Here is a 24,894-nt window from a genome sequence, read left to right as displayed (position 1 = left end):
CGGTCTGAGTCCTTAGCCGCGAGGGGCCGAAACGCTGGCGAGCTTGGCGTCGCCCGCTGCGGCCTTGGGGGCCGGTTGGCTGGCTTGCAGCGCCTGGCGCTGGCGGGCGAGGGCGGCGAGGGTGGCATCGCTGGCCATTGGCGCTTCCTGGGGCGTGACCTTGCTGCCGGGGCGTACCCGTTGCAGGCCCTTGACCACGATACGGTCGTCCTTGCCCAGGCCGCTGCGCACGATGCGCAGGCCTTCGAGCTTGGGCCCGAGTTCGACGCTGCGGTATTCGGCGGTGTCGTCCTTGTCCATGACCAGCACGAACTTCTTGCCCAGGTCCGTGCCCACGGCTTCGTCGTTGATCAGCACGGCGTCGTACTGGGCGCTGCCGACCAGTTTCAGCCGCGCGTAGAGGCCGGGGGTGAATGCCCCGTCGCCATTGTCGAACACGGCGCGGCCGCGAATGGTGCCGGTGCGCGGGTTGACCTGGTTGTCGACGAAGTTCATCTGGCCCAGGTGCGGGGTGTCGGCCTCGTTGCTCAGGCCCAGGTACACCGGGGTGGTCTGGCCGCGCTGGCCTTGGCGGGCGAGCTGTGCGTACTTGAGGTAGACGCGCTCGTCGGCGTCGAAGTAGGCGTAGACCTTGTCGGTGGACACCAGCGTGGTCAGCGGCGTGACGTCGGCGCTGACGATATTGCCTGCGGTGAACTGCGCGCGGCCTACGCGCCCGGCGATGGGCGCGGTGACGCGGGTGAAGCTCAGGTTCAGGCGCGCCAGGTCGAGCTGGGCCTGGATCGCCGCTACACCGGCCTTGGCTTCGGCGGCAGCGCTGCTGCGCGATTCGGCGAGTTCTGCGGAAATGGCGTTGCTATCGCGCAGACGGGCGCCGCGCTGGGCTTCGTTGTCACTGCGGCTGGCATTGGCGCGGGCTTGCTGCAGTTGCGCCTCCAGACGTCGCACTTCGGCCTGGAACGGGCGCGGGTCGATCTGGAACAGCAGGTCGCCTTGCTTGACCTGCGCCCCTTCGGTGAAGGCCACGCGGTCGATCTGTCCGGAAACCCGTGGCCGCACCTCGACGGTTTCCGGCGCTTCCAGGCGGCCGGTGAACTCGTCCCATTCGTTGATCGGCTGTTCGATCACCTTGGCCACGGTGACCTTGGGAGCTGCGGGCGCCTGCACCGCGTCGGGCGCGCGGCCGCAGGCGCTGATCACCATGACGGCCAGGGCCGCCAGGGGAAAACGCAAGGGAAGGGAGGAACGTTGCATGGGAGAGCCCGCCATTGACCGATAGGAAAGTGGGCGGAGTGTGCGCGGGGCGGGAGAAGCGGACGAATCGAATGGGACGAAGGTTATTATCGATCTGAATGATGCAAAGTATGTCTGCCGGTTGATGATGGCGCTAGGCGGCCCAAATGAGAGCCGCCCATCCGCTCGATCAGGCCACGTCGACCAATACGATCTCGGCGTCTTCGAGGGCCGTCACGCGCACTTCACGTTCCTGCTCGATCGCCACGCCATCGCGCGCATTGGCGCGTAGCCCGTTGACCTCGATCACACCGCGCGCCGGTACCAGGTATCCACGTCGGCCAGGTTCGAAGGTGTACACCGCGGTTTCGCCCGCGCGCACCGTGGCGGCTGCCAGGCGCGCGTCGGCACGGATGCGCAGAGCCTGGTCATCGCCGTCGCGGCCGCTGGCCAGGGTCACGAAACCCTCGTCGCGCTCGCCGCGAGGGAAGGGCCGGGTACCCCATGAAGGCGCCTCGCCCCGGCGCTCCGGAATGATCCAGATCTGGAACAGGCGCACATCGACAGGTTCGCTGTTCCATTCGCTGTGCACGATACCGGTACCCGCACTCATCACCTGCACGTCGCCGGCTTCGGTACGGCCTTTGTTGCCCAGGCTGTCTTCGTGGCTGATGGCGCCTTCGCGGACATAGGTGATGATCTCCATGTCGCGGTGCGGGTGGGCAGGAAAGCCGCTGCCGGCGGCGATCAGGTCGTCGTTCCAGACGCGCAGGTTGCCCCAGTTCATGCGGGCCGGGTCGTGGTACTCGGCGAAGGAAAAATGGTGGTGGGCATCGAGCCAGCCATGGTTGGCATGGCCGAGGGTATCGAAGGGGCGCAGTTGCAGCATGGGAGGCTCCAAGGTTGAAGGTGGAATGGATGCATGATGCGCCGCGGAATCATCGATAAAAAGCGTAAATTTTGGCTCTAAAACATTCAATGAATAGATATTTACACTTGCCTATCCGCCTGCGATTCATCGACTAATACACTGATCTACAAGCAATCACTGGCGCTTTCCTACAGATGCGGCGAACATGCCCCGCTGATTTGAAGAACAAGGAAACGACCGTGTCCGACGACTTCCCCGAGGTGCCGCTGGCGCTGACCCCTCCGGCCCAATTGCCCTGGTTGCGTCGGTTCGCGGCGCGTCTGTTGGGCCGCGGCCTGAGCGGGTTGCAGGCGCAGCACCGCGACTCCTGGTTGCTCGGCCACGCCAGCGGCCACCGTAAAGGCCATGGCCAGGGCAGTCGGGAAGGCTTCGAACAGGGGCATGCCGAGGGTTTCGAGGCCGGTCGCCAGGTGCTGGTGATCCGCGACAGCCGCGAACCCACACCTGCCGTGCCTGGGCAGGACTTGAACCTGTTCGACGATTGGCGCTTGCCGCTGAGCGCCGAACTGAAGAAACGTTTCAAAGCCGATGTCGCCGAGCGCCTGCCGGCCACCGCCCAGCCGAGCGCGGCGCAATGGAAGTTGATCTTCAGCGACACCCCGTCCACCTGCGTGGTGGCCGGAGCAGGGGCCGGCAAGTCGACCTCCTTGGTGCTGCGGCTGTTGCTGCTGCACCGCTACCTGGGCTTCGAACTCGATGCCATGACGGTGGTGACCTTCACCCGCGAATCGCGCAAGGACTTCATCAAGCGGCTGCTGAACGTGTTCGGCCTCTGGCAAGTGGCCCTGGACCAGGCACAGGCCCGTGATCTGGTGCGCACCTTCCATTCGCGCATCCTGCCTTGGGTACGCGGCCTTCCGGGCTTCGGCGAGTTGCGCGCGTTCGAGACGCTGGGCAACGATCTGCCGCAAGGCCGTGAGCAGGACGCCGACAGCAATCCGTTCGACTTGCGCTTGAACGATGCCCAGCGCCAGCAGATGAACCTGTGCTACCGCGACTTGCTGCACAGCAGCCCGCGTTTCGCCGAGCTGGTCGCACAGATGCGCTGCGAGGCCATGCAGTTGAAGGCACTGGACCCCGAGCACCCGGACGTGCAGAAGCGTGCGCAGGTGACCCAGCTCGCCGCCCAGCGCGACGAAGAGCTGTGCGATGTGATCGAAGACCTGTGGTTCGCCGCAGGCGCCTGGCCGATCCCGGGCATCGAGCCGTGCCGGGAAACCCTTGAGATCCGTGGCAGCCGGTTCCACGTCCATGGCCGCCTCGAAGGGCTGGATGCCTGGGTCGTGCTGGGTTTTGATCCCAATGAAAGTGCGCAATACCAGCGTCCCGGCGCCAAGCTGACGGTACGCGCGGAGTGGGCGGTCAAACGCACCTTGTTTCAAGCTTTCTGCGATAAGCCGTTGATATGGCTGGATAACTACGCTTCTGCTCAGCGCTTGGCGGCGGCCCTGGCCGGTGATGCGGTGGCCGGACCAGGCTTCGAATTCAAGGTCAAAGGCGAGCTGGCTGCCGCACCTTTGCTCGATGGGTTCATCGCCGCCAGTAACTTCATCGAAAACCTCGGCCTGGAGGTCAGTGCTGCAGTGGCGGCCATGCGCTTCGCGCCGGGGGACAGCGACGCTGCCTTCTTCGAGGCCCTGGCGCTGTACCACCGGGCACTGGAGGCCCATCTGCTGGCGCAGTCGCCGCCGGTGATGACCTACAACCGCATGTTCGCGCTGTTCAGCGAGCGTAACCCGGAGAATCTGCATCTGCTGCCGGACGCGCTGCTGCGCCCGCTGGCGCACGTGATGGTCGACGAATTCCAGGACGTCTCGCCGCAGATCGTCAGCTGGCTGCGAGCCAGCCTGCGGGAGATTCGCCGCCGCGGCCCGCAGTTGCATGCAGGGCGCAATGCGCAGCAATCGTCCTTTTTGTGCGTGGGTGACGATTGGCAGTCTATCTACGGCTGGCGCGGCAGTTCGCCTAGCTTCTTCATGGCCTTCACCAAGACCTTCCTCTCACCAAGCCATACCCGGGTGATGATGGTGGAAAACTACCGCAGCCAGCAGTCGATCATCGATGCGGCCGAGCATCTGGTGCGTGGCACGCCTGCGATCCCCGGCAAGAAGGCCACGGCGAGCGGCTTGGCGGCGGCGCTGCCCAATACGCCGGTCAACGTCATGGACCGTGATGAGGCGGCCCTGGCCGCAACGCTCAAAGAACACTACGACGCTGGCGAAACGGTGATGATGTTGTTTCGAAAAGGAAGCGATAAGTTACTGATTTCAGAGCATATTGAAGCTGTAGTTAAAGCCGATTCCAGGTTGCCTGCCGCAGAGCGGCGCCTGCGCCAACTGACCTACCACAGCGCCAAGGGCTTGCAGGCCGATGCGGTGTTCATGCTCGGCGACTGCCAATACCAGACCAGCTCGCCCTACAAGAACCAAGTCTATCGCCTGGCAGGCCTGGGCCGTGCAGGCGACGCGCAGCCCTTCGACACTGCGCAGAAAGACGAAGTGCAGCGGCTGGCCTACGTGGCCGTGACCCGTGCGGTGCGGCACTGCTACTGGCACGTGGAAAAGTCCACCGCCGATGCGCCACAGGTGCCGCGCGCGTCCCGCCAGGTGCAAGGCCAGCTGCCCTGTTTCGACGACCAGCGCTTGCCTTGAAGCTGAGGTAGCGCCAATCGGGCAGGGCGCAGCGATTGTTGGTATGGTGCCGGGCATTGTTCGCCGAGGTGCCGATGTTCTACCTGCCCCTGACCCACGACGACGCCGAGGCCCTGGCCCGCGGCGCCGATGACGGCTTGCTGCGCCAGGCCGATGCCCTGCAAGCCGCCGCGATTCTGTTCGTCCTCAACTTGCCACGCCAGGCCACGGCGGCGCTGGGGGTGGAAGCCTTGGAGCGGCGCTTCGCCGAGGTGCTGGCGATCGCCGACGAAGTCGAGGCCAACGCCCCAGGTCGGTTCCTGGAGCAGGTGCGACAGCGCTTCGAGGCCGTCACCTTCGCCAAGGGTCTGGGCCTGCTGGGCGTCAATGGCATCAGCCTGCTCGATGCCGATGTGGCTCTCGACAGGTCCAGCTTGCGTACGCCCGAAGGCGGCTGGGATTTCGGCTTCTCGCCGCGCTATCGCCAGCAAGTCACGCCACTGCACTCTGCGCCACTGCCGGGGCTGGCCAGCGACCTGGTGCTGAGCGACCCGCAGCAACGGCTGCTGCGCGAATTCCTGTGCGGCGCCGAAGAGTCGGTAGCGGTGCAGGGGTTCGCCGGTACCGGCAAAACCTTCCTCATCCATCAGCTGGCGCGCCTGCTGGAGCCGCCGCGCACCTTGCTGCTGGCGCGCACCGAGGCGCAGTTGCGGGCGTTGCAGGCACGGGTCAAGAACGCCGATGCGTTCACCGCGCTAACGTTCGGGCAACTGGCCGACCTGATCCTAGACCGCGACCAAACTGCCCAAGGCTGGCGCGTGCGCGACCGTTACCGCACCAAGCTGTCGTGGCGGCCGCAGGAGGCCAAGGTGGTGCAGTGGCTGGGTATCCCCGACGTCGGCCCGCTGGCGGCGCGCGAGGTGGTTGCCGTGTGCATTGGGGCGGTGCGCAGCTTCTGCCACGGCGGTGAGACCGAGGTGCAACTACGCCACTTGCCGTGGGCCGGACCGGGCCTGACGCCGCTCGACCAGGAAATACTGCTGGAGATGGCCCGGCGCTACTGGCAAGCGCTGATCCGCCCTTCGGCGCGCGAGGTGCAACTACCGATCCGCGACTACCACCGCATCAAGCTGCTGTCGCTGCTCGACGAGGTGATCGACGACCGCTTCAGCCATGCCATCGTCGACGAGGCCCACGAACTGTCGGCGCCCATGCTGGCGATTCTGGACCGTAGCCCGCAATCGATCATCGCTCTGGGCGACGAGCTGCAAAACCTCAACGGCCTGAGCGCCCACCACGGCAGCTTCATCCGCCAGCGCATCATCCATCGCTCGCTACGCGCGGGGCCGGCCATGGACGCAGTGCTCAACCCCTTGATCGAAGCCCATCCGGCCAGCATCCAGGCCGCCTTCACCGGCACCGCCGAGCATTACACCCGGATCAGCTTCTACGACGCGGTGAGCGTGCCCGAGCAGCCCACTGTGTTGCTGGTGGATGACGAATGGGGCCTGTTCGGCTGGTTCCAGCGCCTGAGCCACCAACGGGTGCCGTTCGTGCTGTTGCCCGAAGCGCGCAAGGAGTTCGAGTTGTTCGTCGAAGACTGCATCGAGCTGTTCCGCTACGGCACTCGGCCACGCCACCGCCTGTTGTTCCGGTATGCCAGCTGGCAGGCCCTGGAGCAGGACAAGAGCAACGACCGCGCCTTCGCCGCCGTGGCGCAGATGCTGCGCAGGGGCTATACCGCCGAGGACTTCGCCAAGGCCAAGAGCCGCTACCGCTGGACCAAAACGCCGACCCTGTTTCTGGCCCGTGTGGAAGACGTGAAGAACCGCGAGTTCTCACGCGTCATGGTTTCGCCAGAGCTCATGGTCGCGCCGAGTGCCGGTGGTGGGCGCAACGAGCGTGCGCGCACCCTGGCCGGTTTGTACACCGCCTGCTCGCGCGCCCGGCACGAGTTGATCGTGCCGGGCGGGATGCTCGATTGGGTCAAGGACCAAGGCCGCGGCTGAAGCGCGGCCCGGGCGGTCAGTTGCGGTCCAGCCACACGGTCTGCACGTTGGTGAACTCGCGTACGCCGAAGTGCGACAGCTCACGACCGAAGCCGCTTTTCTTCACGCCGCCGAAGGCCACGCGGGGGTCGGAAGCGCAATAGCCGTTGATGAACACGCCACCGGTGTCCAGGGCGCTGGTCATGCGTTCGGCCAGGACCAGGTCTGCCGTATAGATGGTCGCCGCCAGCCCGAACTCGCTGTCGTTGGCCAGCTCCACCGCGTGCTCGGCGTCGCGAGCGCTGATGATCGCCGCGACGGGGCCGAACAGTTCTTGCTGGAAGGCGGTCATGTCACGGGTCACGTCACCCAGCACGGTGGGCGCATAGAAATTGCCCACGCCCTCGAGTTTGTGGCCGCCCAGCAGCAACGTGGCACCTTCGGCAAGGCTGGCCTGGACTTGGCCATCCAACTCGTCACGCAGGTCGAAGCGCGCCATCGGGCCGATGTAGGTGTCGTCGTGCAGCGGGTTGCCCAGGGTCAAGGCGCGCGTCGCTTCGACGAACTTGGCGGTGAAGGCCTCGACAACGGATGCTTCGACGATCATGCGCTTGGCAGCGGCGCAGACCTGACCTGTGTTCTGGTAACGACCGATGACCGAGGCCTTGACGGCGGCGTCGAGGTCGGCATCGGCGAGCACGATGAACGGATCGGAGCCGCCCAGTTCCAGCACGCACTTCTTCAAGGCGGCACCTGCCTGGGCGCCGATCGCCATGCCAGCACGCACGCTGCCGGTCAGGGTGACGGCGGCGATGCGCGGATCGTTGATCGCACGGGTCACGCCGTCGGGGGTGACGTTGAGCAGCTCGAAGACGCCCTGCGGCAGACCGGCGCGCTGGAACAGCTCCAGCAGCAGGTAGGCGCTGCCCATCACGTTGGGGGCGTGCTTGAGCACATAGGTGTTGCCCGCCAGCAGTGCCGGCACGGCGCCGCGCAGCACCTGCCAGACCGGAAAGTTCCACGGCATCACCGCCAGAATCGGCCCCAATGGGCGGTACTCGATGCGCGCAGTGGCGATCTGCGTGGCTTCGGGGGCGAGCATGGCCGGGCCATGCTCAGCGTACCAACGGCACAGGCCCACACACTTGCCGACTTCGCCACGGGCCTGGCTGATCGGCTTGCCGATTTCCCGGGCGATCATCTGCGCGAAGGCTTCGGCCCTGGCTTCGAGGGCATCGGCCAGGCGCACCAGGTGTTCGCTGCGCTCTGCCAACGACACCTTGCGCCACTGCTTGAAGCCGTCGGCGGCACGTTGCAGGGTGGCCTGTTGAGTGGCGGCACCGTCGAACGGGTAGTGGCCAATCTGTTCGCCAGTGAACGGATCGACGGAGATGGCGTGGGTCTGGCTGCTGATGGTGGTCATGGCGAACTTCCTCTGCTCATGGATGAGTAAGGCCAGACTAATGGTTCACCTGACTACTGAAAACTGAATAATAATGAGCGAAACTTTCACATTTGGAGAATGGCTGTGGATTTGGTGCAACTGGAAATGTTCAAGGCCGTCGCCGAGCACGGCAGCATCAGCGCAGCGGCGCAGCAGATCCACCGCGTGCCGTCGAACCTCACGACCCGCATCAAACAGTTGGAAGAAGACCTCGGGGTCGATTTGTTCATCCGCGAAAAGAGCCGTCTACGCCTGTCACCGGCAGGATGGAATTTTCTCGAGTACGCCAGGCGCATCTTGGATCTGGTACACGAAGCCCGGCTGACAGTCGCCGGCCAAGACCCGCAAGGCACCTTCGCCTTGGGTTCTTTGGAGAGCACCGCCGCCGTACGCATTCCAGCGGTGCTCGCGGCCTATAACCAGCGCTACCCGAAAGTGGACCTCGACCTGTCCACCGGCCCCTCTGGGACCATGCTCGAAGGGGTACTGAGCGGGCGCCTGGTTGCCGCCTTCGTCGACGGGCCGGTGCTCCACCCCACGCTGGAAGGCATGCCGGTGTTCGAAGAGCAGATGGTCATCATCGCGCCTCTCAACCACCCCCCTGTAACCCGCGCCCAGGACGTCAACGGCGAAAGCATCTACGCCTTTCGCGCCAACTGCTCGTATCGCCACCACTTCGCCAACTGGTTCGTCCAGGACGATGCCGTGCCGGGCAAAATCCACGAAATGGAGTCGTACCATGGCATGTTGGCCTGTGTCAGTGCCGGCGCAGGCCTGGCCATGCTGCCGCGCAGCATGCTCGACAACATGCCCGGGTGCAGCATGGTCAGCGCCTGGCCGATGTCCGAGGACTTCCGCTATTTGAAAACCTGGCTGGTCTGGCGGCGTGGGACGGTATCGCGCAGTTTGAGTACGTTCATCCAGTTGCTCGAAGAAAACGTCTCGCAGCAGCTCTAATGCAGGCGGTTGCTTGGCGTCGCAATTAACCCTCAAGCGTCTGTTAGTGCCACCGGTCCGGCAACGGCACAGAGTATCGAATCCTTTTCATTGGCCGTACTCCCAGGCTATGTACGGCATGTTGTCGTGCATTTTCTGAAGCCCTATAGGTGAAAGATCATGGACAAGAAAGACAGCAAGACGAGTGAGAAGTCGGGTAGCCACGGCGGCAAGGGTAACGGCGGCAACTTTGCCAACGACCCGCAAAAAGCGTCGGAAGCCGGTAGGAAAGGCGGCAAGGCATCCAGCGGTACGAGCAAAGACAATTCAGGTTCGGGCGGTGGCAAGGGCGGACGCTCCTAATACCGACCCAGACGCAGTGTCAGCCTAGCTGGCACTGCGATTTTTCACCCCTCCGTTTTATGCAGCACCCCCCCTGTCATGAAGGAGCTGCCCGTGGCGAGAGCGATCTGGAAGGGCGCCATCAGCTTTGGCTTGGTCCACATCCCCGTCAGCCTCAATACCGCGGTACGCGACGAGCGTGTCGACTTCGACTGGCTCGACAAGCGCAGCATGGACCGCGTGGGCTATAAGCGCATTAACAAGACCACCGGCAAGGACATCGACAAAGACAACGTGGTCAAGGGTGTGGAGTACGAAAAAGGCCGCTACGTGGTGATCAGCGAAGACGAAATTCGCAAAGCCAGGCCTGAAGCGACGCAGACCATCGATATTTTTTCCTTCGTCAAAGCCTCCGAAATCCCCCTACAGCACTTCGACACCCCGTATTACCTGAGCCCCGACAAACGTGGCGGCAAAGTCTACGCCCTGCTGCGGGAAACTTTGGAAGCCTCTGGAAAAGTGGCTTTGGCTACGGTGGTGTTGCATACCCGTCAGCACTTGGCCTTGCTGCGCCCTCTAAACGATGCCCTGGTTATGATCACACTGCGGTGGCCTGACGAGGTCCGCGGCCTGGACACCCTCGAGCTGAATCAGAAAGTCACCAAGGCGACCCTGACCAAGCAGGAGCGCGACATGGCCAAACGCCTGGTGGAGGACATGAGTGGCCCCTGGTCGCCGGACGAATATCATGACGCCTTTCGCGACACCATCATGCAGCTGGTGCGGGAAAAGGCGCGCAAGGGCAAACTCAGTGCCGTGAAAAAGCCCAAGGCCGGTGGTGTTGGCAAAGGTGCGGACATTCTCGACCTCACCGAACTGCTCAAGCGCAGCCTGGCGGGCAAAGGCGCTGCCAAGAAAACCGGCGAGAAGAAAAGCTCGACGTCTGCCGAGAAGAAGCCGGCCAAGCGCTCACGTAAAGCGTCCTGACCGGCGGGGTGTCATTGCCGTTGCGCAAGCTGTACCAAATTCCCGCACGTATCGTCGAAAACAGCCACGATGAAACCTTCGTCGCTGGTAGGCGGTTTGACGAATTCCACCCCTGCCTCTGTTAAACGCCGGTATTCACCTTCGACGTTCCTTACTTCGAAAGTGATGGCAGGCAGGCCATCGGCCTTGAGAGCTGCCTGAAAAGCACTGGCGGCCGGGTGCAGATTGGGTTCAAGCGACAGTTGGACGCCGTGTGAGTCTCCCGGTGCAGTGAAGGTCAGCCAGCGGTGTTGGCCCATCGGAACATCTTGTTTGGGCTCGAATCCCAAGACATGGTGGTAGAACGTGCCGGCTTTAGCTTGGTCATCGACGAAAATTCGCGTCACCACGATCTTCATGGCGTTTCCTTGGTGTTGTGATTGTTCGTGTCGGTAAAGCTTTTCAGCGGTAAGGACCGTTCAAACGGTGTGTTATTCGAACCAGTACTCATGCATGCGCTGCAAGAATTCGTCAGTCAGATCGACGCCGCAGGCGCTGCCCAATACGGCGTCGACGTGGCACTCGGGACATACTGCGGTCTGGTCGTCGTCGGTCCATTCGCTGATCTTGACCGGGGTGAAGCGGGCCAGGCAGGCGAAGCAGGCGCAATATTTGCTGGTGAGCAATTGCTCGCGATTCCACGAAGAAAAGCGGTGAGCATTGAGGATGTCATGGTTCACGAATCTGCTCCGTCAGGGGTCGGGGACGGACGCAAGCGCGGTAGACCCGGTTGACGGGTACGACGTCGGCGCCCTGGCTGCATGCCTGTGAGATAGGCGCGACGGGCGGAAGGTTCCGCGTGACCAACGGCGGGAAGGGCAAGGGCGGTGGGGGCTCTGCCCCGGGGGCAGTCAGTCTTGCGATTCGCCGCTCACGCCCAATACCGACTGCTGCTGGTCGGTCACGAGTAACTGAACGTTGCCTGCGTCGTCATCGGGCGCGAGTTCCGCCAAGGGTACGCCCTCGCCGCGAAAGACTGTGCGGTTCGCTCCGGGCTGGACCAACGAAATCAACTTATCGTTCTGATAGAAAAACTGGGTACTGACGCGTGATTGGGTCATGGCTAAAAGCTCCTGGCAGCGAGGAGACGCAGCATTGGGCCCGGCCGGTAGGCACGACCCGGAGCCGCGTCGCGGATGACCATGTTCGCGGCTCGATGCGCGAACTGCGAACGTGGCGTATGGCCGTCAGTGTTGTCGACCGCTCCGATGCAGGCAACTGACAGAAATGCCAGGCTATGCCTTGACGCAAGTGTTGGGGGACTGCCCGACGTAAGCCAGGCAGCAGCGCAAGCATCAGCGTTTGGGGTTGAGCGTGAGGTGTGCGTGACGGTTGACGTCTTTGTACAACAGATAGCTGAACGGACCAGGCCCCCCGGCGTAGCAAGCCTGAGGGCAGAATGCGCGCAGCCACATGAAGTCGCCGGCCTCGACCTCGACCCAGTCTTGGTTCAGGCGGTACACGGCTTTGCCTTCGAGTACGTAAAGGCCGTGTTCCATCACGTGGGTTTCGGCGAAGGGGATCACGCCGCCCGGCTTGAAAGTGACGATGTTGACGTGCATGTCGTGACGCATGTCGGCCATGTCGACGAAACGCGTGGTGATCCAGCAGCCCTCGGTGCCGGGCATTTCGATCACGGTGGCGTTGTCGCGATGGGTCACGAAGGAGGCCGGAGCGTCCAGGCCCTCTACGCGCTGGTAATGCTTGCGCAGCCAATGGAAGCTGACGTTGCTGGCGCTGCGGTTGCGCAGGCTCCATTCGGCGCCAGGGGCGATGAAGGCGTAGCCGCCTGGGGTCAGGGTGTGCTGCTGGCCGTCCAGGGTGATGTCCAACTGGCCTTCGACGATGAACAGCACCGCTTCGGCGTTGGGGTCCAGTTCCGGACGCTCGCTGCCGCCTTGCGGAGCGACTTCGACGATGTACTGCGAGAAGGTTTCGGCGAAGCCGGTCAGGGGTCGCGCGATGACCCACATGCGCATGTTGTCCCAGAAAGGCAGATGGCTGGTGACGATGTCGCGCATCACGCCTTTGGGAATGACAGCATAGGCTTCGGTGAACATCGCGCGGTCGGTCAGCAGTTCGGTTTGACCCGGATGACCACCGTGGGGAGCGAAATAGGAGTGCTTGGACATGGACGGTCTCGACGTTGTTGTTATCTTCCCGTGCCGTGGACCACACCGGCCGGTGCGCCGCCAGGAAGGTAGGGCGAGCATAGGGGCGAGGAGCGAATATCTACAAATTAAATGTGAAAATTTTAGGTATTTACTTTATGAATGAGCATAGACGTTTATAGATCCCATGGATGGGCCGTTCTGCGGCCACATGCGATACATCGAGCGCTCGAAAGACCCTAGAAGGGGCTGGCCACATCACAACACTTGAATAGATTAGGTGGCCTGCCCAGCGGATTCACGGGTTCAAGCTAGAATCGACATTAAGTAATCTACTTTATGAAATACACGCAACTGACTGAATTTATTCATTTTTTATTCTTAGAATGCTGGATGCATTGTTCGGTGTAAGTCTTGTTGATATCCGCCGGAGGTAGCTGCGAGCGGCTGCTGTAGGTTTGCTCGGTGATCCCCATCGCCGTCATGCGCATCCAGGATTTCGCGAACCTGTGGTTCTGCAGGCGCTTGCGCTGGGTATACAGGTTTACACCTGACAGCTTGGCCTGTTGCGCACTGCCGGCGATCTGCCCACCCCATTTGCAGAGCTGCCGATCATGCTCGGTCAACGGCCGGGCATGAGCCTGGACGCTCAGTAAGGTGAGGGCACCGAGTGAAAGTAGAAAAAGCCGCATGTAGTTGTCCTAAGCATTTGTATAGCCAGGATTTTGCTTGTATCAAGGATAGAGCAGGGCCAGCAAAATGCTGTCAGATGAGCTCAGGGCGGGTTGTAGCGACGAACGGCGTCTCACAGTGTTTCCACTTGATCGAGCGCCACATTGCGTGGCGCTCGATCGAAGTAGCCTACTTCAGGCCACGACAGCGCAAGGCCTACCCTGGGTTTGGTTGACGCGTGCACGGCAAGCGTCACCGAACGCCTTGAACAAAGCGATGGAATTCGGATTGCTGGCCGCTTGCCACTCAGGATGCCACTGCACTGCGAACAGGAAGGGCGACAGGCTCGGGCCATGAATCGCTTCGACCAGGCCATCTTCTGCCACTGCCAGTGCTTCCAGACCCTGACCGAGCGTGCGCAAGCCTTGGCCATGCAGCGAGTTGACGCGGATACGGTCGGTGCCCAGCGCGGTTTCCAGCCAACTGCCGGCAGCGATCTGCACCCCGTGGGCCGCCGCATATTGAGCCTCGACAGGATCGTCGGGGTTTTCCCGGTGATCGTTGAAGCCGGGTTCGGCATACACCTTCTGATAGATGTCGCCACCCAGCGCAACGTTGATTTCCTGCATGCCACGGCAGATGCCGAAGATCGGCAGGCCACGTGCCAACGCCAATTGCACCAAGGCAATGTCGAACACGTCGCGGTGTTTGTCCTGAGCCTTGCCTGGGGTCTGGTTCTCCTGCCCGTACAGGCCAGGGTCGATGTTGCTGCCAGCGCCGGTGAGATACACCCCGTCGGCCATGGACAGATAGGTTTCCAACTCGTCGATGCCGCAGCAGGTGGGTACCAGCACGGGCACGCATCCGCCGAAATCGACCAAAGGGGTGATGTACTTGTGGGTCATGACCTGATAGTCATGGCCTTTGCGCTCTTGCGTGCCCATGGTCATCAGGACCACAGGTTTGCGCAGGGAAGTGGAGGTACTGCCAATGTTGCTGTTGGACATATGTCACCTTGGGACAGGCACGGCCCGTCATGATCGTGCAGGGCGGAACCGGATGGCTCGACGCGCCTGACACCCCGAGCACTGCCGGTACAGCGGGAAACGCTGTCATCCGGTCGGGGGGTGGCCACAGCTTGCCAGAGCCGTTCGATATGTCAAACGACCTACAAGGCCACTGGCTATCGCCACGGCCGGACCGGCCAAGCGTTTGCACGCCGCAGGCCTTGCCCGGCAAGGCTTGCCCCCCTTGGTTAGTCAACAATACTTGACGGGCGCAGTCGAATCATTGCGCAGCTGCAATGATGTTTCGCTAACGTATTGGAAATCTTGAGCTATGCACCTATGTGCGGAAACTGATGCGCACCCAGGCAAGGCCATCAGGGATGGCTGACTAGGACCAGGCTCTGGTGCGCATCCGGTCGTTCTTGCAGTGCGTACTGCACCGATGGACTGCTTCCAGCGCCGACGGCGATCAGGCTCTGCAAGTAACTGAATGTCGCAGGATCGGTGGTGACGATGGTCACCAGACTCGATTCGCCATGACTGGCCAACTGCTCGCCCAGTGACTGCAGCTGCTGGCCAAGCGCCGGCGAGCGCTGCTCGACCAAGCGCCGTGGGAGCATGATCTGGAGCGCGGCGGAGACCTCGGAGGGCGGCGGGGCAGGCTCGACTTCAGGCGCCTGGATTGGGAGGCGCTGGGGCAGCACATCGTCCGTCGACTGACAGCCCGCGAGCGACGCGATGCCCATCAGGCCCAAGACCAAGACCGCAAAGCGAGAAGGCACAGCCATACCGATGTCACTCCTAGATGTTGCCGCCGGGAATAGGGCAATCCGGGCCGATGCTAGCACGATGCCAGGCCGACGCACCGCTTGCCTGGCGCCTACTCAACCAACCCGCCCTGACAGAGCGCCGAGCGGTCAGCACCGATCCACGGCAAGCGCCGAATCGCTACACACAACGCTTTTGGTCCGGCCAAGTCATTACTGAATCGAACCGAGCCATCGACGGCCTCATTCCGCTGCGCTCCCTGGTTGCGTCATGCCTGGGCCACGGCCATGCTGGTGTATCTCGCCCCCTGGAAGGAGCTCCCTGTGTCTGTCCCTGATTCCGCCTCGACCGTGCGTATTCCCTTCACCGAACTGTTAGCGCTGCTGCGAGGCATTTTCCAGCGCCATGGCTGCAGCGACTCAGTCGCCGCCCTACTGGCGCACAACTGCGCCAGCGCCCAGCGCGACGGTGCCCACAGCCATGGTGTGTTCCGTGTTCCGGGCTATGTCTCGACGCTGGACAGCGGCTGGGTCGACGGCAAGGCCGAGCCGCGCGTCAGCGACGTGGCGTCAGGCTTGGTCAGCGTCGACGCCTGCGGCGGCTTCGCCCAGCCTGCGCTGGCCGCAGCGCGCGACCTGCTGCTCGACAAGACGCGCAGTGCCGGGGTGGCCGCGTTGGCGATCCACAATTCCCACCATTTCGCAGCGCTCTGGCCCGACGTCGAACCGTTCGCCGAGCAAGGCCTGATCGCCTTGAGCGTGGTCAACAGCATGACCTGTGTGGTGCCCCACGGCGCGCGAAAGCCGGTCTTCGGCACCAACCCGATCGCCTTCGCTGCACCCTGTGAAGGGCAAGCGCCCATCGTCTTCGACATGGCCACCAGCGCCATGGCCCATGGCGACGTGCAGCTCGCCGCGCGCGCCGGCCGGCCCTTGCCCCTAGGCGTGGGCGTGGACGCCGCAGGCGAGCCGACCACCGATGCGCAAGCGGTGCTGGAGGGCGGAGCGCTGTTGCCTTTCGGCGATCACAAAGGCTCGGCGTTGTCGATGATGGTCGAGCTGCTCGCCGCCGCGCTCACCGGCGGTCATTTTTCCTGGGAGTTCGACTGGACCCGCCACCCAGGCGCGAAAACGCCTTGGACCGGGCAGCTGCTCGTGCTCATCGACCCCAGCAAGACCCAAGGCCAGCGTTTCGCCCAGCGCAGCCGCGCATTGCTCGAACGGATGCAGGAAGCGGGCCTGAGCCGGCTGCCAGGCGAGCGCCGACACCACGAACGCGCCATCGCCTCGCGTGAAGGCGTGGCGCTGGCGGCTGAGGCGCTGGCTCAACTTCGCGAGCTCTGAATACGGCGCTTGCGCGGTTGCAGGCGCGCATTGCGTCGCGGTGATGTTCCTCGGCCGACAGGACGGGTATGCTCAGGCAGCTTTTCCCCCCGACCTGAGCCAAGGAGCTGTGCGCTGTGTTCAAACATGTCGATGCCTATGCGGGCGACCCGATCCTCTCATTGATGGAAACCTTCAAGGCCGATCCGCGCGCCGACAAGGTCAATCTGAGCATCGGTCTCTACTACGACGAGGGCGGGGTGGTTCCGCAACTGGAGGCGGTCGCCGAGATGGAGCGGCGCCTGGCCGACCAGCCGCATCAGGCGTCGCTGTATCTGCCGATGGAAGGTCTGGCCGCCTATCGCCAGGCGACCCAGGCGTTGCTGTTCGGTGCCGAGCACCCGGCCCTGCAGGCCGGCCGCATCGCCACGGTGCAGACCGTGGGCGGCTCCGGTGCCTTGAAAGTGGGTGCCGACTTCCTCAAGCGTTACTTCCCGCAGTCGCAGGTGTGGGTCAGCAACCCGACCTGGGACAACCACCGCGCGATCTTCGAAGGCGCGGGTTTCACCGTGAACACTTACCCGTACTTCGACGCGGGCACCCGTGGTCTGGACTTCGCCGGTATGCTCGCCACCCTGCGAGGGCTGGCCAAGCACAGCATCGTGCTGCTGCACCCGTGCTGCCATAACCCGACCGGTGTCGACCTTGACCCGCAGCAGTGGCAGCAAGTGGTCGAAGTGGTCAAGACGGGCGAGCTGATCGCGTTTCTCGACATCGCCTACCAGGGCTTCGGCGAAGGCCTGGAGCAGGACGCCTTCGCCATCCGCGAAATGGCCCGCGCCGGCGTACCGTGCCTGGTCAGCAATTCGTTCTCGAAGATCTTCTCGCTGTATGGCGAGCGCGTCGGCGGCCTGTCGGTGGTCAGCGACGACACCGACAGCGCCCAACGCGTGCTCGGCCAGCTCAAGGCCACCGTACGCCGCAACTACTCCAGCCCGCCGTGCCATGGCGCACAACTGGTGGCCGGGGTGCTGAACGATGCCGGGCTGACTGCCGTTTGGGTGGCCGAAGTCGAGGCCATGCGCCAGCGCATCTTGGACATGCGCCAAGCGTTGGTCGATCAGCTGAGCGAGCTGCTGCCCGAGCAGGACTTCCAGTTCCTGTTGCGCCAGCGCGGCATGTTCAGCTACACCGGCTTCAGCGTGGCCCAGGTGCAGCGTCTGCGCGACGAGTTCGGTGTGTACCTGATCGACAGCGGCCGCGTGTGCATGGCCGGCCTGCGCAAGGACAACCTGCGCCGCGTCGCCGAGGCGTTCGCCGCCGTCCAGCACGGCTGAACACCTGTAGGGGCGGCCGCCCGGTCGCCTCTACAGGTAATGCTCCGGGCTGTTGAAGTTCTCCAGGCGCGGATCGCCCTCGGCGCACTCCACCGCCAGCAACGCGCCACGGGCCAAGGCCCGGTGCAAGCTGCGTTCCCCTTCATCCCAAGCCTCGCGTAGCATGCCCAGACTGGTGCGTGGCAAGACGCTGAACATCGGCTGCCAGAACCCACCCTGGCGCACCATCGCCGCGCTTCCACCCGCAAGGGCCCGGGCCAGCAGCGCGTCCAGCAGCGCCCGGTCGATGCGAGGCGCATCGCAGGCCAGCACCGCCATCCAGGGTCGGCGCGCTACCGCCAACCCCGCCAACACGCCCGCCAGCGGGCCTGGAAAATCCGCTTGCTCGTCGCTGACCACCTGGTCGGCGTAGGTGGCGTACAGCGCGGCATTGCGGTTGCAGGACAGGATCAGGTCATCGGTCCAAGGCCGCACGACGTCATGCACATGGGCGATCAACGGCTGGCCGTGCCAAGGAACCAACCCCTTGTCACGGCCGCCCATGCGCTGCCCGCGGCCACCCGCCAGGATCAACACCGAACAGCAAGAAACATTCGACATGAAAAAGGGCTCCGAGCGATGACGCCCGGAACCCTCCCATGTGGCCAGCGCCGTGTCCAGTCAGTCGTGCTCCACGCTGGCTTGCGGCGCATCGGCCGCCACGCGACGGCCGGCCAGGCGCATCACCACCACGAAGAACACCGGCACGAACACCACCGCCAAGGTGGCGCTGAGCATGCCCCCGATCACCCCGGTACCGATGGCCTGCTGGCTGGCCGAACTCGCGCCCGTGGCGATGGCCAGTGGCACCACGCCGAGGATGAACGCCAGCGAAGTCATGACGATGGGCCGCAGGCGCAGACGCGCGGCCTGCAAGGCCGCATCGCGCGCGTCCAGGCCTTGGTCCACCAGGGCTTTGGCGAACTCGATGATGAGGATGGCGTTCTTCGCCGACAGGCCGATCAGCGTGATCAGCCCCACTTTGAAGAACACATCGTTGGGCATGCCACGCAGCGTCACCGCGAGCACCGCGCCGAACACCCCGAGCGGCACCACCAGCAGCACTGCGGTCGGGATCGACCAGCTTTCGTACAGCGCCGCCAGGCACAGGAACACCACCAGCAGCGACAGCGCCAACAGCAGCGGCGCCTGACTGCCGGACAAGCGTTCCTGCAACGACAGCCCGGTCCATTCCAGGCCCACGCCCGCCGGCAATTGATCGACCAACCGCTGCACTTCGTCCATGGCCTCGCCGGAACTCAGACCCGCGGCCGGCTCGCCGGAGATCGACACGGCTGGGTAGCCGTTGTAGCGGGTCAACTGCACCGGGCCGGTCACCCAGCGCGCGCTGACGAAGGCGGCCAGCGGCACCATCTTGCCGCTGGCATTGCGCACGTGCATGTTCAGCAAATCTTCGACCTGGCTGCGCTGGTCGCCCTCGGCCTGCACCACCACCCGTTGCATGCGGCCCTGGTTGGGGAAGTCGTTGACATAGGCCGAGCCCACCGCCGTATCGAGCACCGCGCTGATATCGGCGAACGAGACGCCCAATGCGTTGGCCTGGCGCCGGTCGATGTCCAGTTGCACCTGCGGGCTCTCGGCCAGCGATGCTTCGCGTACGTTGGTCAGCAGCTTGCTGTCGGCCGCCGCAGCGAGCAGGGTGTCGCGTGCCGCCATCAACTGCGCATGGCCGAGGCCGGCGCGGTCTTGCAGGCGCAACTGGAAGCCGGTGGATTCGCCCAGGCCGTCGATCGGCGGCGGTAGTACGGAAAAGGCCACCGCATCCTTGATCTGGCCGAACGCCGCATTGGCGCGATCGGCGATCGACTGCGCGCTGGCGTCGCCATCGCGCTCGGACCAGTCCTTGAGCGTGGTGAAGGTCAGGGCGGCGTTCTGCCCGCTGCCGGAAAAACTGAAGCCCAGGATCACAGTAGTATCTGCCACACCCGGCTCTTGCGCGTTGTGCGCCTCGATCTGCGCCGCCACCTGCTCGGTGCGGGCACGGCTGGCGCCCGGCGGCAGTTGGATGTCGGTGATGGTGTAGCCCTGGTCCTCGGTCGGCAGGAAGTCGCTGGGCAACTGGCTGAAGCCATAGGCCAGCGCGCCCAGCAACGCCGCATACACCAGCAGGTAGCGCCCGGACCGGGTCAGGGCCTGCCCGACCCAGCCCTCGTAGCCCTCGGTCATGCGCGCGAAGCGGCGGTTGAACCAGCCGAAGAAACCACGTTTTTCTTGGTGCTCGCCCTTGGCCAGCGGCTTGAGCAGCGTAGAGCACAAGGCCGGCGTCAGGCTCAGGGCCAGGAACGCCGAGAACAGGATCGACACCGCCATCGATACCGAAAACTGCTGGTAGATGACGCCCACCGAACCGCTCATGAAGGCCATGGGCAGGAACACCGCCACCAGCACGAGGGTGATGCCGACGATCGCGCCGCTGATCTGGCCCATGGCCTTGCGCGTCGCGTCACGCGGTGGCAGGCCTTCCTCGGCCATGATGCGCTCGACGTTCTCCACCACCACGATGGCGTCGTCGACCAGGATGCCGATGGCCAAGACCATGCCGAACAGGGTCAACACGTTGATGGAAAAGCCGAGCCCCAGCATCACGGCGAAGGTGCCTGCCAGCGCCACCGGCACCACCAACGTGGGGATGAGGGTGTAACGCACGTTCTGCAGGAACAGGAACATCACTGCGAACACCAGCAGCATGGCCTCGAACAGCGTGGTGATCACTTGCTTGATCGATACCTTGACGAAGGGCGAGGTGTCGTAGGGGATGTCGTACTGGGTGCCTTCGGGGAAGAACTTGGCCAGCTCTTCCATCTTGTTGCGCACCAGGGTCGCCGTCTGCATGGCGTTGGCGCCCGGCGACAGTTGCACGGCGAAGGCGGTGGAGGGCTTGCCGTTCAGACGCGTGCCGAACTGGTACTCCTGCGCACCGACTTCCACCCGCGCCACGTCGCCGATGGTCACCACCGAACCATCGGGGTTGGCCCGCAGCACCACCGCAGCGAACGCTTCGGGCGTGCTCAGTTGGCCGTTGACCACCACGTTAGCGGTGATTTCCTGGGTCTTGCGTCCTGGCAGGTCGCCGATGCTGCCAGGTGCCACCTGGGCGTTCTGCGCGGCGATGGCATCGGTCACATCGACAGGCGTGAGGTTGTAGCCCACGAGCTTGCGCGGGTCGATCCAGATGCGCATGGCCCGCTCCGACCCGTACAGCTGCGCCTTGCCAACCCCTTTGAGGCGGCGGATCTCGTTCATCACGTTACGCGCCAGGATGTCGCTCAGGGCCGTCTCGTCGAGGCTGCCGTCCACCGAAGTGAGGGTGCCGAGCAACAGAAAACCGGTGGACACCTTTTCCACTTGCAAACCCTGCTGGGTCACGGCACGCGGCAAGCGCGACTCGACCACCTTCAGGCGGTTCTGTACGTCGACTTGGGCCAGGTCCGGCAAGGTGCCAGGCTCGAAGGTCGCGGTGATGGTCGCACTGCCCAGGCTGCTCTGGGATTCGAAATACAACAGGTTATCGGCGCCGTTGAGCTCCTGCTCGATCAGACTCACCACGGTCTCGTCGATGGTTGTGGCCGAAGCACCGGGGTAGACGGCGTAGATTTCGATCTGCGGCGGCGCGACGTTGGGGTACTGCGCCACTGGCAGCTTGGGAATGGCCAAGGCCCCGGCGAGCAGAATGAAGAGCGCCACGACCCAAGCGAAGATGGGCCGGTCGATGAAAAACTGCGGCATGTGTCAGCGCCTCACTGATCGTTGTGCGTGGCGAGGTCAGGCGCCGCATCGGCCGCCTCGACCTGCACCGGGTCGCCTGGCTTGATGTGCTGCAGCCCCTCGACCACCACGCGTTCGCCGGCCTCGAGGCCGGCGGTGACGATCCAGCGGTCGTCCTGCACCGACCCCAGGGTGATCGACCGTTCGCTGACCCGCGACTGCTCGTCGACCACCATCACCTTGGGCAGACCTGCGGTGTCGCGACTGATGGCGCGCTGCGGCACGCTCAAACCCTGGGGCTGCACCGCTTGCTCCAGGCGCACGCGCACGTAGCTGCCGGGCAACAAGTCGAGGTCGGGATTGGGGAATTCGCTGCGCAGGGTGATCTGGTTGGTGCTGGCATCGACGCTGATGTCGGAGAACAGCAGCTTGCCGGGGCGCGGGTAGGGCTGGTCGTCGTCCTGAATCAGGGTGACTTCGGCCTGGTCCTGGCCCACCTGCTGCAACTGCCCGGCACGCAGAGCGCGGCGCAGGGCGTTGATCTCGCGGGTCGACTGGGTGACGTCGGCATGGATCGGGTCCAGCTGCTGGATGGTCGCCAGCGGCGTGGTTTCGCCCTGGCCAACCAGCGCGCCCTCGGTGACCAGCGCACGGCCGATGCGTCCGGAGATCGGCGCGGTGACCGTGGCGTAGCCCAGGTTCAGCCGCGCCCGCTCCAGCGCAGCCTTGGCCTCGGCCACGGCTGCCTGGGCCTGGAGGTCGGCGGCGTGGGCGTTGTCGGCTTCCTGGCGGCTGATGGCGTTTTCGTCCACCAACTGGCGGTAGCGCTGGTCTTGCAGGCGTGTCTGGTAGCGCGTGGCTTCGGCACGGGCCAAGGCGGCGCGGGCGCTGTCCTGGTCGGCCTTGAGCGGCGCCGGGTCGATCAGGAACAGCACGTCGCCTTGCTTCACGTCACTGCCTTCGCGGTACACGCGCTTGAGCACCACGCCCGCGACCCGGGCGCGCACTTCGGCCACACGGGGTGCGAGCAGGCGGCCACTGAGTTCGGTGCTGATGGCCAGCGCTCGTGGTTGAAGGGTTTCGACGCGCACCTTGGGCGCCGGGGGCTGTTTTTCCTGGTCGGCGGCATCGTTGCAGCCGACCAGTGCCAGGCCCAGCAGGGCGAGCAGCGCGCAGCGCCGCAGGTGCAGGGGGAGTGAGGTGGGCATACGGACTTTCCCGAGATTGACCGGCCGTATGCTACGGCAAGGCTTGCCGTCCAGCTGTGAAGCTCTGTAGGACGAGTGTGAAAAACTGTAAAGAGTCGGCCTTTACTTGCGTAGGATTCTTTATCCTGCGCCGACTGCCATCGCTGACGGACCCCTTATGCCGAACATTCTTCTGGTCGAAGACGACAGCGCCCTGTCCGAGCTGATCGCCAGCTACCTGCGCCGCAACGATTTTCACGTACACGTCATCGCTCGGGGCGATCAGGTACTCGAGGCCGTGCACCGCGAGCGTCCGGACCTGATCGTGCTCGATCTGATGTTGCCCGGCCTCGACGGCCTGCAAGTGTGCCGGCGGCTGCGCCAGGAAACGCAAAGCCTGCCGATCCTGATGCTGACCGCGCGCGACGACAGCCACGATCAAGTGCTGGGTCTGGAAATGGGTGCCGACGATTACGTCACCAAGCCCTGCGAGCCGCGGGTGTTGCTGGCGCGCATCCGCACCCTGCTGCGCCGCAGCAGCGTCAACGAACCGCGCCTGGACCACGACCAGATCCAGATCGGCGGGCTGTCCATCGACCTCGCCGAACGCAGGGTCGGCTGGCGTGGCGAGGAAGTGGAGCTGTCCAGCGGCGAATACAACCTGCTGGTGGTGCTGGCGCGCAATGCCGGCGAAGTGCTCAGCCGCGACCGCATCCTGCAACAACTACGTGGCATCGAGTTCAACGGCACCGACCGTTCGGTGGACGTGGCCATCTCCAAGCTGCGGCGCAAGTTCGACGACAGCGCGGGCGAAGCACGCAAGATCAAGACCGTGTGGGGCAAGGGCTATCTGTTCAGCCGCAGCGAATGGGAGTTCTGAGCCGCCATGCTCAAGCTGCTGATTCGTCTGTACCTGCTGATCATCGTGGCCTACGCCAGCGCGATCCTGCTCATTCCCGACACCATCGTCAGTGTCTTCAACAGCCGGTACACCGCCTACAACCTGGAAATGGCCAAGGGTGTGCAATCGCTGCTGGTCCAGCAATTCCGCCAAATGCCCAAGGCGCAGTGGCCGGCCGTAGCGGCAGACCTCGACGAGCGTTTCGCCCCGCTGCAAGTCAGTCTGCTGGCCCTGGAAGACGCCAACCTGTCGAGCGAAGAGCGCCAGCGCCTGCGCCAGGGCCTGAACGTGGTGCGCCTCGGTGACTGGGGCTTCTATCAAACGGCGCTCGCGCCGATCGACGACACCTGGGCAGTGCGCCTCTATAACCCGCCCGACCCGCTGGACATCAATCTGCTGTCGTGGGGCGTGACGGTGCTGATCGGCGCCGCCTTGCTCGGCTGCATCCTGATCTGGGCCTGGCCGCACTGGCGCGACCTGGAACGGCTCAAGCACACCGCACGGCGGCTGGGTCGCGGGCAGCTCGGCGAGCGCACGCACATCTCGGCGCACTCCAACATCGGGGAACTGGCCGGGGTGTTCGACACCATGGCTGGCGACCTGGAGCGCCACCTGAACCAGCAGCGCGAGCTGCTCAACGCGGTTTCGCACGAGTTGCGCACGCCCCTGACGCGCCTGGACTTCGGCCTGGTGTTGCTCTACGACGAGGTGCCCGCCGCCAGCCGCAAGCGTTTGATGGAGTTGGTCGGGCACGTCCGCGAGCTAGACGCGCTGGTGCTGGAGCTGCTGTCCTACAGCCGTCTGGAGAATGCCGAGCAGGTCCGCGAGCGGGTTGAAGTGTCGCTGCCCGAACTGCTCGACAGCGTGCTCGGCGGTTTCGCCGAGGAACTGGACAGCCGCGCTATCGCCTGGGAGGTGTGCGCCGACGAGCCCCTGCCGCGCTTCGTTCTCGACCCACGGCTGACCGCCCGCGCTGTGCAGAATCTGGTGCGCAACGCCATGCGCTATTGCGACGGGCGCCTGCTGCTGCGCCTGCACCTGGAGGCCGATGGCGGTTGCGTGTTGACGGTGGAGGACGACGGTATCGGCATTCCGCCCGAAGAACGCGAACGTATCTTCCAACCGTTCTACCGCCTGGACCGCAGCCGCGACCGCAGCACCGGCGGTTTCGGTCTGGGGCTGGCGATCAGCCGACGCGCCATCGAAGGCCAGGGCGGCAGCTTGACGGTCGGACAGTCACCACTGGGTGGCGCACGCTTCGTGATCAGGCTGCCAGGGGCCTGAGGCGGGGCGC

At 64.3% G+C, this 24,894-nt stretch carries 22 protein-coding genes; 9 read left to right on the top strand and 13 right to left on the bottom strand.

Annotated elements, in window-relative coordinates; translation table 11 throughout:
- Nucleotides 1–12: 12 nt before the first annotated feature.
- Both mexE and ACSMEV_RS14230 read right to left on the bottom strand, forming a co-directional pair.
- Nucleotides 13–1,254 carry a multidrug efflux RND transporter periplasmic adaptor subunit MexE gene (gene mexE, locus ACSMEV_RS14235; RefSeq protein ID WP_459205727.1) on the bottom strand — a complete coding sequence of 414 codons (1,242 nt, stop codon included), beginning with the start codon at nucleotides 1,252–1,254 and terminating at the stop codon, nucleotides 13–15.
- Between the two features lie 169 nt (nucleotides 1,255–1,423).
- Entirely contained in the window at nucleotides 1,424–2,122 is a 699-nt protein-coding gene (locus ACSMEV_RS14230) for a pirin family protein (protein ID WP_459205726.1), read from the bottom strand.
- Between the two features lie 176 nt (nucleotides 2,123–2,298).
- Between ACSMEV_RS14230 and ACSMEV_RS14225 the strand changes: the two genes are divergently transcribed.
- Together ACSMEV_RS14225 and ACSMEV_RS14220 are read left to right on the top strand one after the other, a co-directional pair.
- On the top strand, nucleotides 2,299–4,815 hold the full coding sequence (locus tag ACSMEV_RS14225) for a UvrD-helicase domain-containing protein (protein WP_459205725.1): 2,517 nt from the start codon (nucleotides 2,299–2,301) through the stop codon (nucleotides 4,813–4,815).
- A 74-nt stretch (nucleotides 4,816–4,889) separates the two neighbouring features.
- The gene (locus tag ACSMEV_RS14220; protein WP_459205724.1) at nucleotides 4,890–6,803 is read left to right on the top strand and encodes an AAA family ATPase; all 1,914 of its coding nucleotides are present in this window, start codon (nucleotides 4,890–4,892) and stop codon (nucleotides 6,801–6,803) included.
- A 16-nt stretch (nucleotides 6,804–6,819) separates the two neighbouring features.
- On the opposite strand, the gene ACSMEV_RS14215 is transcribed toward ACSMEV_RS14220, so the two are convergent.
- Nucleotides 6,820–8,205 (bottom strand): aldehyde dehydrogenase family protein, encoded by a 1,386-nt coding sequence (locus tag ACSMEV_RS14215; RefSeq protein WP_459205723.1) that lies wholly within the window; start codon nucleotides 8,203–8,205, stop codon nucleotides 6,820–6,822.
- Between the two features lie 105 nt (nucleotides 8,206–8,310).
- Between ACSMEV_RS14215 and ptrR the strand changes: the two genes are divergently transcribed.
- From ptrR to ku, 3 genes are all read left to right on the top strand, one after another.
- Entirely contained in the window at nucleotides 8,311–9,183 is an 873-nt protein-coding gene (gene ptrR / locus ACSMEV_RS14210) for a putrescine utilization regulator PtrR (protein WP_459205722.1), read from the top strand.
- 159 nt (nucleotides 9,184–9,342) lie between these two features.
- The gene (locus ACSMEV_RS14205; protein ID WP_414707845.1) at nucleotides 9,343–9,525 is read left to right on the top strand and encodes a KGG domain-containing protein; all 183 of its coding nucleotides are present in this window, start codon (nucleotides 9,343–9,345) and stop codon (nucleotides 9,523–9,525) included.
- Nucleotides 9,526–9,618: 93 nt separating this feature from the next.
- On the top strand, nucleotides 9,619–10,491 hold the full coding sequence (gene ku, locus ACSMEV_RS14200) for a non-homologous end joining protein Ku (protein ID WP_459205721.1): 873 nt from the start codon (nucleotides 9,619–9,621) through the stop codon (nucleotides 10,489–10,491).
- 11 nt (nucleotides 10,492–10,502) lie between these two features.
- On the opposite strand, the gene ACSMEV_RS14195 is transcribed toward ku, so the two are convergent.
- The 7 genes from ACSMEV_RS14195 to ACSMEV_RS14165 form a co-directional block, all read right to left on the bottom strand.
- Nucleotides 10,503–10,889, bottom strand: a complete 387-nt coding sequence (locus ACSMEV_RS14195) for a VOC family protein (protein ID WP_459205720.1) — start codon at nucleotides 10,887–10,889, stop codon at nucleotides 10,503–10,505.
- Between the two features lie 72 nt (nucleotides 10,890–10,961).
- Nucleotides 10,962–11,210: a cytoplasmic protein gene (locus ACSMEV_RS14190; protein ID WP_459205719.1), complete on the bottom strand. Its 249-nt coding sequence runs from the start codon at nucleotides 11,208–11,210 to the stop codon at nucleotides 10,962–10,964.
- 171 nt (nucleotides 11,211–11,381) lie between these two features.
- Nucleotides 11,382–11,591, bottom strand: a complete 210-nt coding sequence (locus ACSMEV_RS14185; RefSeq protein ID WP_459205718.1) for a hypothetical protein — start codon at nucleotides 11,589–11,591, stop codon at nucleotides 11,382–11,384.
- A 234-nt stretch (nucleotides 11,592–11,825) separates the two neighbouring features.
- Entirely contained in the window at nucleotides 11,826–12,662 is an 837-nt protein-coding gene (locus tag ACSMEV_RS14180) for a bifunctional allantoicase/(S)-ureidoglycine aminohydrolase (RefSeq protein ID WP_459205717.1), read from the bottom strand.
- A 347-nt stretch (nucleotides 12,663–13,009) separates the two neighbouring features.
- Nucleotides 13,010–13,333, bottom strand: coding sequence for a hypothetical protein (locus tag ACSMEV_RS14175; protein ID WP_459205716.1), 324 nt, complete (start codon nucleotides 13,331–13,333; stop codon nucleotides 13,010–13,012).
- Nucleotides 13,334–13,507: 174 nt separating this feature from the next.
- Nucleotides 13,508–14,320 carry a gamma-glutamyl-gamma-aminobutyrate hydrolase family protein gene (locus ACSMEV_RS14170; RefSeq protein ID WP_459205715.1) on the bottom strand — a complete coding sequence of 271 codons (813 nt, stop codon included), beginning with the start codon at nucleotides 14,318–14,320 and terminating at the stop codon, nucleotides 13,508–13,510.
- Between the two features lie 374 nt (nucleotides 14,321–14,694).
- Nucleotides 14,695–15,108, bottom strand: a complete 414-nt coding sequence (locus tag ACSMEV_RS14165) for a hypothetical protein (protein WP_459205714.1) — start codon at nucleotides 15,106–15,108, stop codon at nucleotides 14,695–14,697.
- 303 nt (nucleotides 15,109–15,411) lie between these two features.
- On the opposite strand from ACSMEV_RS14165, the gene ACSMEV_RS14160 reads away from it, so the two are divergent.
- Nucleotides 15,412–16,431, top strand: coding sequence for an Ldh family oxidoreductase (locus ACSMEV_RS14160; protein ID WP_459205713.1), 1,020 nt, complete (start codon nucleotides 15,412–15,414; stop codon nucleotides 16,429–16,431).
- A 116-nt stretch (nucleotides 16,432–16,547) separates the two neighbouring features.
- A complete protein-coding gene (locus tag ACSMEV_RS14155) occupies nucleotides 16,548–17,747 on the top strand; it encodes an amino acid aminotransferase (RefSeq protein WP_459205712.1) in 1,200 nt (399 codons plus the stop codon).
- Between the two features lie 30 nt (nucleotides 17,748–17,777).
- On the opposite strand, the gene mobA is transcribed toward ACSMEV_RS14155, so the two are convergent.
- From mobA to ACSMEV_RS14140, 3 genes are read right to left on the bottom strand one after another with little or no spacing between them, the layout of a single operon-like run.
- Entirely contained in the window at nucleotides 17,778–18,347 is a 570-nt protein-coding gene (mobA, locus tag ACSMEV_RS14150) for a molybdenum cofactor guanylyltransferase MobA (protein ID WP_459205711.1), read from the bottom strand.
- A 60-nt stretch (nucleotides 18,348–18,407) separates the two neighbouring features.
- On the bottom strand, nucleotides 18,408–21,533 hold the full coding sequence (locus ACSMEV_RS14145) for a multidrug efflux RND transporter permease subunit (protein WP_459205710.1): 3,126 nt from the start codon (nucleotides 21,531–21,533) through the stop codon (nucleotides 18,408–18,410).
- Nucleotides 21,534–21,544: 11 nt separating this feature from the next.
- Complete coding sequence (locus tag ACSMEV_RS14140; protein ID WP_459205709.1) at nucleotides 21,545–22,720, bottom strand: efflux RND transporter periplasmic adaptor subunit; 1,176 nt, start codon at nucleotides 22,718–22,720, stop codon at nucleotides 21,545–21,547.
- Nucleotides 22,721–22,877: 157 nt separating this feature from the next.
- Between ACSMEV_RS14140 and ACSMEV_RS14135 the strand changes: the two genes are divergently transcribed.
- Both ACSMEV_RS14135 and ACSMEV_RS14130 read left to right on the top strand, forming a co-directional pair.
- On the top strand, nucleotides 22,878–23,579 hold the full coding sequence (locus ACSMEV_RS14135; protein ID WP_459205708.1) for a response regulator: 702 nt from the start codon (nucleotides 22,878–22,880) through the stop codon (nucleotides 23,577–23,579).
- A 6-nt stretch (nucleotides 23,580–23,585) separates the two neighbouring features.
- Entirely contained in the window at nucleotides 23,586–24,884 is a 1,299-nt protein-coding gene (locus tag ACSMEV_RS14130; protein ID WP_459205707.1) for an ATP-binding protein, read from the top strand.
- Nucleotides 24,885–24,894 lie beyond the last annotated feature (10 nt).

This window comes from Pseudomonas sp. MLB6B, assembly GCF_054508135.1.
This window is presented reverse-complemented; position numbering and strand designations above follow the sequence as displayed.